Below are 10,168 nucleotides of genomic sequence, written 5' to 3'. Positions count from 1 at the left end.
TGAGGTGGCCAATTACCTAATTTTCAGGGAAAAAGTCCAGGAATTTTCCCCCCGATCCCCGCAATGGCTGGCACTTTTTGAGGGGAAAAAAGTCCAAAAGTCTTATCCAACAAGGTTTTTAGATTTATTCAGCAAGCCCTATTTAGCTCTAGATTTTGCTCTTGTTTAAGTTTAGGTACTATTGATTGCTGTACTTCAAGATACTTTGCCAATTCTGATAAAGATAAACCTAGTTTTTCCTGCAAATACTTAAGCGTAAGTTCCTCCAGATAAATTTGGGAAGCTCTTGCTTTAATAATTGCTTGTCGTTCTCCACAAAGTTTATTAAATTCTTCCGAGAAGTTGGTATATTCTTTCATGACTTTTCTTCCTTAAGTTTTTCCAGATATTTTTGATAACGTTGATCTGCTATAGGAATATTTTCTTTGTACCATCTTTTGTTACCTGACTTGTTCCCCCCAACAAGTAAAATTGCTTGTCGATGAGGATCAAAGGCAAATAAAACACGCCAAGGTTCACCTTTATACTGAATACGAAGCTCTTTCATATTCTTAAAAGAAGATCCTTCAATGGTATCAACTCGTGGTCTCCCCAGTGCTGGTCTAAGTTTCATCAATACAGTTAAAACAGCAAATACTTCATTTTGAAGTCCCTGTTCTTGTTGATAAAACCAGAACCTAAAATCTGGATCAAATATAATATTCTATTCCATAACTATAATATAGTCTGTACATAAAATAATGTCAAGCTTTCAGTTAAACATTCGGCTCTCTTGCCATCATCATTATAAATTATAACATCGGTGAATAATCTCTGTGTTCTTTGTGTCTCTGTGGTTAATTACCCTCGATAATCTCCGTACCTCAATCCAACTTGAAAATGCTATAATAAAAGTAACCTATTATCACTAAGGAACCTTTAATCATGACTAACTTAAACAATCATTCAACCTCTAACACATCCGAAGAGCCTGAGTTATCAATGGAAGAACTCGATGCTAAATGGGATGCACTAGAAAATGACCCAGAATTTTTAGCAAAACCTATCTGGCAACAAATTATAGAAATTGGCGCACTTGTTCCCCAATCAGAATGGCGAAAACACTTACCTACAGACTTTGCGCGTAATTTTGAACACTATATGTACGGCGCACCGAGAGAAGATGAGGAAGAATGAAACAAATTTTCGCAAAACATTTACCTGACCAGATAATTTAGGTTATCATTAACTTATTCTCTTTAATCTAAAAGGAACCTTTAATCATGACTAACTTAAACAATCATTCAACCTCTAACACATCCGAAGAGCCTGAGTTATCAATGGAAGAACTCGATGCTAAATGGGATGCACTAGAAAATGACCCAGAATTTCGCAAAAAACCTTTTTGGCAAAGAATTGTTGAGATTGGTAACGTTGTTCCCCAATCAGAATGGCGAAAACACTTTCCCAGAGACTTTGCGCGTAACGCGGAACATTATATGTACGGCGCACCGAGAGAAGATGAGGAAGAATGAGAAAAATTTTCTTAGATACCTTCTATTTAAAAGCGTTAGCTGATAGAGGAGATAATGCTCATAGACTTGCTATAAGTATGGTAGCAAGACTGGGTAACTTTAGAGGTGTTACCAGTGAAATGGTTCTGACAGAATTACTCAATGCTTTATGCAGTAGAGGGGAATTTTTGCGTAAATCAGCTATTCGTCTAACTCATGATTTACGCAATGACAGCAAAACCATAATCATTCCCCAAACCAGTGAACAATTTCAGCAAGCTTTTGATTTTTACCAAAGACGATTAGATAAAGGATACAGTTTAACTGATTGTGCTTCCATGCAGATTATGAGACAACTGGAAATCTCTCAAATATTAACCTTTGATAAGCATTTTCAGCAAGAAGGATTTAGCGCATTACTCAGAGAATAGTCACTAAACTTTACTTCACTTTAATTTTTTCCTCGCTTCATATAACCATTGCTCCTCCTCCGTATTAATTTCCCTCCCTTCGGCTAATTTAAGACATTTACGCCAATTTTCCTGAGATAATTTCTTGTCTTCTTTTTCTAAAAGTTGAGCATAAATACAAAAAGCAGCACCGGGATTGCGGATAAATTTCTGATAAGCTGGATTTTCAGCGATACCAATAGCAACTAAAAGATTAGGAACTGCATCTTCACTGCGATTTTGCTTAAATCTGGCCCAGCCTAGATTTTTATAAATACTATATTTTTGTAATGCTAAATTGCGTTTCTCCTCTTCAGTAAATTGGTCTAGTTTTTCATCTTTTTCTGCTAATAATCTCTTGGCTTTTTCCAGTAACTCTACCGCTTCTGCATTCTTATTATCTCGCAGATACCAATAAGCGAGATTATTATAAGCATCTATAAAACCACCTTTTGCCGCAATTAAATAGTGTTTCTTCCCATTAGTCAAATCCTGTAACTCTTCATAAAGTGTTGCTAACTTATAATGAGCATCTAGATTATCTGGATCTAACTCAATCGCTTTTAAATACTTCTCTTCGGCTGAAGCTAAATTAGGAAATTCTTGACTTGCTGGCGGAGGAGATTGTAAACGGTTGCCTTCTTGCTTATAAAGCTCAGAAAACCAAGAGAAATTTAGATAAATTCCCAAGAGAATAGCAAAGACTATTACTGTTACAGAAAACTGTATTTCTTCATACCAATGTTCAGCAATCCCAAGCAATTTCATTAACTTAACAAAACCCTTCTGGCGCGTCCGTGTGAGAGCATTTTCAGTTTGTAATAAAGAAATGAAAGTCGAAAAAATAACACCTCCTATTTCTAGCAAACCTGAACCACCACTAAGAAACCGAGTAGCAATCGTTCCGATTAATGTAAAATTAACCCCTAATAAAACCAGTTTACCGATTCTCAATAGCCAATCAAAGCGATTGCAAGGATGCAAAGATTCCCTACTTTCTAAATGCCACCACCAAGCCTGAGCAGACATAGGTAAAGTCTCCCGATATTCAGCTAAGTCAAGAACTTGAGTAATTTTGTAGCTTTTCTGTTTTAATCTATTATCTTGTTCGATTAATTTTGACGACATATCAACCGAAATTTCCGCCTCAGCTTCCATTTGTTTATTAAGAGCATCTCTGGCGGCAATAATTTCTAAAGCCTGTGCTTTTTTCAGAGATTTATTATGAGAAGTATCTAAATAATTTAGAGCATTCTGGTAACGCTCTAAAGCAACTTGAAAGGGTGTCGGCACAGGTGCAGGAGAATTCATATTATACTAAATCCGTTGAGCATAGGTTACTTATAAGGACAGGCAAAAGGCAAGAGGCAAAAGGCAAAAGGGGGAATAAATAATCAGTTTTTAATAACCAGATTTAGTATTATACAATCCTAAAAGTTTAGTTTCTTTCACTGTTTGAGGGTAAAAAATACCTCGGCAAAACTGGCTGATGATACTAAATCCTGTTTAAAAAGTATAGGAAAGTGGGAAGATGGGGCAAAAAACCAAAGGAATTAGGAACTATATGTCCCTAATTCCTGTAGTATATGCCATTGTATGTAACGGGCTTGGAGAGACTCGAACTCCCGACCTTGTGGTCCGTAGCCACACGCTCTAATCCACTAAGCTACAAGCCCTTGTTTTTCTCAACAGTAAACTACTATAGCACAGGTTCATTCAATGACGCAAGAGGGTAAAGAAAAATTATCTCATCTCGACAGCCAAGGCGAGGCCCAGATGGTGGATGTATCGGAGAAAATGCCCACTAAACGCACTGCTATCGCCCTAGGACAAGTGAGAATGCTAAAAACGACTTTTGAAGCCATAGAACAGGGAAATGCGCCTAAAGGTGACGTTTTAGGGACGGCCAGACTAGCAGGAATTATGGCGGCCAAACAAACTTCCTCCTTAATTCCCCTTTGCCATCCCTTACCCCTGCAAAAAATCAATGTTCAGATTATCCCGAAAGCAGAGTTACCCGGCTACGAAATTCGGGCAGAAGTGGTGACAAAATCGGAAACTGGGGTAGAAATGGAAGCTTTAACGGCGGTATCTGTGGCAGCCTTGACTTTATACGATATGGCTAAAGCGTTAGAAAAATCAATCCTGATTGAAAATATCCGTCTGCTGAGTAAAACAGGAGGGAAATCAGATTATCATCAGGATTCCCTGTTGCGATGAAAACTCTAAGTAGGGTTTGCGGCAAAAAGTTTTTCCTGGTGTCAGGGTGTGGGGTGTGGGGTGTGGGGTGTGGGGTGTAGGGTGTGGGGTTGTACCAATTTTCAGGGAGTCAATTACCTAATTTTCGGGGAAAAAGTACCTGACTCCAATCGCTGGCACTTGTTGATTCCAAAAAAGCCTAAAGATATTATCCAAGAAGGTTTTTAGATTTATTCAGCAAACCCTAAGTAACCCCTTCTAATTTTTCATCGGTCAATTGATATAATTCCTGTAATTTCTCTAATTTGTCGGGGTCTGCTTGCCAAAAACCGCGACCCTGTGCTTCTAACATTCTACCGACAATATTACGGAAAGCTTCGGGATTAGCTTGACGCAATTTTTCCGCCATTTCTGCATCAAAAGCGTAGGTATCGGCTGCCTGATCATACACCCAATCGTCACTAAAATTAGCCGTACCGCCCCAACCAATTAAAGCGGTCATTCTTTGGGAGATTTCGTAGGCCCCACCGGAACCTTGATTAACCATGGCATTTGCCCATTTAGGATTGAGTAATTTACTGCGGTATTCTAAGCGCAAAACCTCCTCTAATTTGCGGGGAGTTGTATCATTGGAAAAACTCTCGACAAAACTTGTCATCACCCGTTTACCGCTTTGTTTTTCTGCGGCTAATTTTAATCCTCCCGTGTTGCCGTAGTATTCCTGAATATCGGTTAAACCGTATTCTACCGAGTCAATTTCTTGGATAATACTTTCACTGGTTTTTAATAACTGTTGTAGCACTTCTGGTCGCGCTTGTCCCTTATCTTGACGACCATAACTAAAAACATTACGCTTTTCCCAAGTTTTCGCTAATTCGTTTTCATTATCCCAATTTCCCTCCACTACTTGGTCATTAACTAAAGAGCCAAAATCCCCGGCAGGATTGGAAAATAAACGAGCGCTGGCATTGTCAATTCCTTGACTTTTTAAGGCTAAATAGTGCTTACGGATATAATTATCATTTTCCGATTCTTCTATCTCGGCTGCCCGCTGCATTAAATCATCCAATAACTCGATAATATTGATAAAAGTATCTCGAAAAATTCCCGATAAATTAGCCAAAATATCGATGCGCGGGTGTCCAATTTCCCCTAGAGGTTTTAATTCATACCTGACAATTCTTCCTGTCCCCTCTTTGACTGGTTCCGCACCGACTAATTCTAAGAGAATACCCAGGGATTCACCCTTAGTTTTAATCACATCTAATCCCCAGAGTAAAACTGCTACAGTTTCGGGATATTTTCCTTTTTCGGTTAAGTTTTGTTGTAGCAGTTTTTTGGCGATTTCTCGTCCGCGAGTGTAGGCTGCCGGGGAAGGCATTCGGTAGGGATCCAAAGCGTGTATATTGCGTCCTGTGGGTAAAACTCCCGCACCATCCCGGAGTAAATCACCCCCCGGTGCCGGTGGTACATATTCCCCATTTAATCCCCGCAAAAGATTAGTTAATTCTTCGCTATTTTGTCCTAATAAATTTTTAATAGCAATGCCTTCTTTAACCTTTTCATTGGTTGCTTCGTCAGCGATAATTTGCTGAAATTCTCGCTCAGATAAATCGGTGAAATAAGCGTCAAGATAACCTTTTAATTCTTCCTGATTGGGAGCAGTGCCTAGGGTGTGTAAACCCGAAGAAAATAGTCTTTGTTCGACGATTTGTAGGTAATTATACACCTTGACAAAATAATCGGTTAGTGCATAGCGGCTAAATAATTTGGCATTTTCTAAAGTGAATTCTATTCCCTGTTTTTCTGCTTCCAGAAAAGGACAATCTTTAGCGATACCTGTATCAATAATCTTTTGGAGGATACTATCTCTTAAAGCGTAATTTTTCTCAGGATTTTCTCGAAACTCGGCAATCAAATCTCGTAAAATCATCAATTCTTTATATAATCCCGCTCGTCCGTAGGGAGGCACATTATGGGAAATTAACACCCCATAACCGCGACGTTTAGCTAGGATAGATTCCGAGGGATTATTAGCGGCATAAATATATAAATTCGGTAAATCTCCTAATAAAATATCTGACCAAGAATAACCAGTATTTCCTAGGGGTGAACCGGGCAGCCATTCGACAGTTCCGTGCATACCAAAATGAATGATCGCATCGGTCTTAAAATCTTTTTGTAACCACTGATAAAAGGCTGCATACTGAGGGTGAGGAGTTAAATCTTTTTCAAACATTAACCGCATCGGATCCCCAGCAATTCCTAAAGGTGGTTGCACTCCAATCCAGATATTACCTAACTCAATTCCCCCTAAATGATACTGGTTGCCAACAGTTTTTATTCCCGCATCTTTCAGAGATTCCCAGTGTTTTTCAATGCGAGAAGTTAATAGATAACCTAGCCAATTTTCTAAAGTTTCTATCGATAAACGATTTTGTTTAGAGAGATTTTCATCATCGGCAAATTTAACTTTTTGAATAATTTCTTCCCCGTCTTCGGGAATCGTTCCCAGATTATAACCCTGCGCTTGTAAAGCTTGTAAAAACTTAACTAAACTCCGGGGAACATTTAATAAAGCTGCCGTACCAACTGCCCCATAACCCGGGGGAAATCCATAGAGAATGATGGCTATTTTCCGTTCTTGCGGAGGGGTTTTATGTAACTTAATCCAACTGTTTAAACGTCCAGTTAAACGCTGTAATCTTTCGGGGATTAAATAGATAGTTTCCCCCACTAATCCCCCCAGAGGAATCGTATCAATTGCTCCATCTAATTCAGGTAAAGCGTATAGAACCACACTCTGTAAACCACCGATTCCCTGTCTTGTCCAAGAATAAATATCTTGAATCAATAAAGGGGCAGCGATAAGATAAGGAATATTTTTAGCGGACAGAATTCGTTTAGCCACTTCTACCTGTCTTCCTGCTTCCATAGAACCCGCAGGACCCCCCACCAAAGGAAAGCCAATCGTCGAGACAATTGCATCTACTGTCACCGCATCTTCACTTAAAGAAGGAGTTTCAATGATTCCTTTTTTTCTTTGCTGAATTTCGTAGTCTGTGGTTAACCAATCCCGAACAATTGTATGGCCTTCCACTCCGTTAATAAACACGGGTAGGGGAATTAAATTAGCCGTTTCAAAATGACGGATTAATTGATTCATATAGGGCAATTTACTGATAACGTGCTTCCGATAAAGCAGCAGTGCCACCACTGGTTTATCAAGAGATTTATTTTTTTTATACCAAGCTAAATATTCTTGGGGAGTGAGAAAATAACCCTGATAATCGGGGTGTAATAGTCCCCTATTGGGAGTTTCGATAACTTCGGGTATTTCCCGTACTTTTAATCCTAGATATTTTTGGGCAATTACCCAACACATAGCGGCAACATTTTCAGTTCCTCCCGCATTCCAATAACCGTAAATAATTAACCAATTACGCAAATCTTGAACTTTTTTAGCGGGAATAAATTTCAGCAGTTTCGGGCCAGTTTTAAGGAAACTGAGATAACCAGCTAACTTATCTTCTTCCTTGCCACTGGAAAATTTACTCAAGATAAATTGAATTGGTTTTGGCATTCCTTTTGGTTTATCCCCGATGGCAAATTCTCCCAAACGGGTTAAACTCATTAACTCTAAAGCAGACTCAAAAACTAAGCGAATCGGAATCTGTGCCGCTCGTTGCCGCAGCCAAGTAACTTGATCGTAATCGAAGATCAAACTAGCAAAAAAAACGTCGGCAGTGGCTAAAGCTTGCTCGACTATTTCCGGTTCGCTCGTCAAGGATTTATCGCTAAATACTTTTACCTCTAAATCGGGACATTTAGAACTAGCCAACAGGCCCGATTGCCGATATAAATTGGTGTTAAAGGTTTCAAAGCCAACAATTAAAACAATACTTTTCATAAGAATTTATTTTCTGATAAATCAGGGTGCGTTATTTTGCCTTAACACACCCCCTGAAATGATCATAACAACAAATTAATAATAACTGCCAGATTTGCGATGATGGATGGCGGTTAAACCTTGGTGTAAAACCTTACCTTTTTCTGCGATCGCATAAAGCAGCCAATGATCACCGCACTCCATTCGTTGTTCTACCCGACATTCCAGATAAGCGAGCGCTTCGGCCAAAATCGGCCCACCCTTCTCAGCTTTAGTGGTTTCGATATTAGCGAAACGATCTTCTCCGGGGGAAAAAGGTTTAAGAAAATGCTTCATTAAAGCTATATGTTGTCCTTCTTGCAGGATATTAAGGACAAAATGGATATAAAGTGGGTAGAGTCGATGGGAGGTATTATCAGCAATTCTCATTTTAAGGTTTCATGACATCAAAACCCTTGCATCTAGAGGGGTTAATAATTCTTAACGAATATCTAGATCGCTGAAACAAGGCAAAATCGTTTCAAAATGAGAATTGCTGCCACTATCTCACCTGCATCGGTCTAACACCCCCTTAATAAGACTTATAGCAGAGAACGAGTTGGTTAGGACAACCTAAATCGCTAAAATTCAGTTCTGGCAAGGATTTTCCTTCTGCCTTCTGCCCGCTGCTATAATAGCGCACTGTGCGGTTTAATCACCTCAATCAGGAGTCAGGAGACGATGCCAAATCAGATTATACTTCATCTTTATGAGAAACGCTGTAAGCTGTAATAATTAAGAGACATCTTAAAAAAAGTCAGAAACCCTTCTGTTCCCTGTTCCGGAGTTCCCTTGTCTCTAAAGTTAACTTTATTTTTAACTAGGTACTTAGAATGAAAAATGAAATATTAAATCTAGAATTTTCTCCCGATGTTCTTGCCGCTTTAAAAATAGGAATTGATGAACTCGGTCAAGAAATTAAACTTCTGGCCGCTATTTATTATTTTCAAGAAAAGCGACTTTCTTTAGGAAAAGCGGCGGAATTAGCGAGAATTAATCGCCTAGAATTTATGGATATTTTGTCTAAAAAAGGGATTGTATTGTTTGATTATGACGAATCGGCGTTAGCGGTTGAATTAAAGGGAATAGAAAAACTGGAGCCTGATGATTGTAAGTAACGCTACTCCCCTCATCGCTTTTGCGCGAATTGGTCAACTCGGTCTTTTACAAGAAATAGTTAAAAGCATCGTTATTCCTAAGGCAGTAGCTCTTGAAATCAGCACTTACGATCAGGACAAAACTGGCTCGATCGATCTATTACGAGAACAGTGGATTTCTGTCCGAGAAATCGCCTCTCAACAGCAGGTTTCCTTACTATTACCGACTCTAGATCGAGGAGAATCAGAAGTCATCGTCCTTGCACTAGAACAAAAAGCCCCTTTAGTGCTTATCTATGAATTAGCTGCTCGTCAGGTGTGTAAATCTCTCAATATTCCAATTACAGGTTCGATCGGTATTTTAATTAAAGCAAAACAGTTGGGAAAGATCGCTGCAGTCAAACCTTACATAGAAACGATGCAACAACAAGGCATATACTACAGCCAGAAATTTATCGAAAATTTGGGTTAAAACCCCGTCGTTTTACGACGGCTTTTCCTGATTTTCAATGTAGCACTTAAGAACTTCCAGTGGCGCACCTCCTACAGAAGATACAAAATAACTGGGCGACCAAAGAGCGTCTTTCCCGTGCGGTTTAGGATAACCAGCTTGTCCATACCTACGACTAGAGACTCCCTTTAAAGAATTGACCATTACGGAAATAGATAGTTTTGGCGGGTATTCAATCAATGCGTGTATATGATTAGACTCCCCGTTAAATTCCAATATCTGAAAATTCATCTTTTCCGCAACTTCCCTAAAAGATTTTTCAACCAAAGTCAGACTTTTACCAGTAAAAACCTTACTTCTGTATTTTGTCACACAGACCAAGTGTATCTTTAGATCGGAAACAGAGTTTCTGGTTCTTCGGTTTGTGTTATGTAATGGACGGGGGTTATAAGAGATGGAACCCTTATAGAGAAAGACATTGGACGATTTTTGTCAATTGTTTTTGATCTAGAGCGAGCTAATCAGTTAAATCTTTTGCCAGATAAGGATTT

10 protein-coding genes, 1 tRNA gene and 2 pseudogenes are annotated in these 10,168 nt (G+C 39.1%); 6 read left to right on the top strand and 7 right to left on the bottom strand.

Going from position 1 to position 10,168, the window contains the following annotated elements; genetic code table 11:
* Window positions 1-140: 140 nt before the first annotated feature.
* Together O9332_RS21810 and O9332_RS21805 are read right to left on the bottom strand one after the other, a co-directional pair.
* Window positions 141-359, bottom strand: a pseudogene (locus tag O9332_RS21810) (helix-turn-helix domain-containing protein); the annotation flags it as partial.
* Window positions 356-697, bottom strand: a complete 342-nt coding sequence (locus O9332_RS21805; RefSeq protein WP_288027385.1) for a type II toxin-antitoxin system RelE/ParE family toxin — start codon at window positions 695-697, stop codon at window positions 356-358. The pseudogene O9332_RS21810 and the gene O9332_RS21805, both read right to left, overlap by 4 nt.
* Before the next feature lie 227 nt (window positions 698-924).
* Between O9332_RS21805 and O9332_RS21800 the strand changes: the two genes are divergently transcribed.
* The 3 genes from O9332_RS21800 (at window position 925) to O9332_RS21790 (ending at window position 1,924) form a co-directional block, all read left to right on the top strand.
* A complete protein-coding gene (locus O9332_RS21800; RefSeq protein WP_002797268.1) occupies window positions 925-1,176 on the top strand; it encodes a hypothetical protein in 252 nt (83 codons plus the stop codon).
* An 86-nt stretch (window positions 1,177-1,262) separates the two neighbouring features.
* Window positions 1,263-1,514 (top strand): hypothetical protein, encoded by a 252-nt coding sequence (locus tag O9332_RS21795; RefSeq protein WP_002774365.1) that lies wholly within the window; start codon window positions 1,263-1,265, stop codon window positions 1,512-1,514.
* Window positions 1,511-1,924 carry a type II toxin-antitoxin system VapC family toxin gene (locus O9332_RS21790; RefSeq protein ID WP_130757600.1) on the top strand — a complete coding sequence of 138 codons (414 nt, stop codon included), beginning with the start codon at window positions 1,511-1,513 and terminating at the stop codon, window positions 1,922-1,924. Before O9332_RS21795 ends, O9332_RS21790 begins: the two co-directional genes overlap by 4 nt.
* Window positions 1,925-1,939: 15 nt before the next feature.
* Here O9332_RS21790 and O9332_RS21785 read toward each other — a convergent pair whose 3' ends face one another.
* Together O9332_RS21785 and O9332_RS21780 are read right to left on the bottom strand one after the other, a co-directional pair.
* Complete coding sequence (locus tag O9332_RS21785; protein ID WP_288027378.1) at window positions 1,940-3,253, bottom strand: tetratricopeptide repeat protein; 1,314 nt, start codon at window positions 3,251-3,253, stop codon at window positions 1,940-1,942.
* A 291-nt stretch (window positions 3,254-3,544) separates the two neighbouring features.
* A tRNA-Arg gene (locus O9332_RS21780) sits at window positions 3,545-3,618 on the bottom strand.
* Between the two features lie 43 nt (window positions 3,619-3,661).
* Between O9332_RS21780 and moaC the strand changes: the two genes are divergently transcribed.
* Window positions 3,662-4,162: a cyclic pyranopterin monophosphate synthase MoaC gene (moaC, locus tag O9332_RS21775; protein WP_002774359.1), complete on the top strand. Its 501-nt coding sequence runs from the start codon at window positions 3,662-3,664 to the stop codon at window positions 4,160-4,162.
* A gap of 223 nt (window positions 4,163-4,385) precedes the next feature.
* Here the strand turns inward: moaC and bchH are convergent, their stop codons facing one another.
* Both bchH and O9332_RS21765 read right to left on the bottom strand, forming a co-directional pair.
* Window positions 4,386-8,051, bottom strand: coding sequence for a magnesium chelatase subunit H (bchH, locus tag O9332_RS21770; protein WP_288027376.1), 3,666 nt, complete (start codon window positions 8,049-8,051; stop codon window positions 4,386-4,388).
* Between the two features lie 75 nt (window positions 8,052-8,126).
* A pseudogene (locus O9332_RS21765) lies at window positions 8,127-8,408 on the bottom strand (flavin reductase family protein); the annotation flags it as partial.
* A 494-nt stretch (window positions 8,409-8,902) separates the two neighbouring features.
* Between O9332_RS21765 and O9332_RS21760 the strand changes: the two are divergent.
* Window positions 8,903-9,187 (top strand): UPF0175 family protein, encoded by a 285-nt coding sequence (locus O9332_RS21760; protein WP_002754799.1) that lies wholly within the window; start codon window positions 8,903-8,905, stop codon window positions 9,185-9,187.
* Window positions 9,174-9,638 carry a PIN domain-containing protein gene (locus O9332_RS21755; protein WP_002759273.1) on the top strand — a complete coding sequence of 155 codons (465 nt, stop codon included), beginning with the start codon at window positions 9,174-9,176 and terminating at the stop codon, window positions 9,636-9,638. Before O9332_RS21760 ends, O9332_RS21755 begins: the two co-directional genes overlap by 14 nt.
* A gap of 12 nt (window positions 9,639-9,650) precedes the next feature.
* Here the strand turns inward: O9332_RS21755 and tnpA are convergent, their stop codons facing one another.
* Window positions 9,651-10,073 carry an IS200/IS605 family transposase gene (tnpA, locus tag O9332_RS21750; protein ID WP_288027383.1) on the bottom strand — a complete coding sequence of 141 codons (423 nt, stop codon included), beginning with the start codon at window positions 10,071-10,073 and terminating at the stop codon, window positions 9,651-9,653.
* Between the last annotated feature and the right edge of the window lie 95 nt (window positions 10,074-10,168).

This window comes from Microcystis sp. LE19-10.1B (assembly GCF_027530565.1).
Taxonomy (GTDB): domain Bacteria; phylum Cyanobacteriota; class Cyanobacteriia; order Cyanobacteriales; family Microcystaceae; genus Microcystis; species Microcystis aeruginosa.
This window is presented reverse-complemented; position numbering and strand designations above follow the sequence as displayed.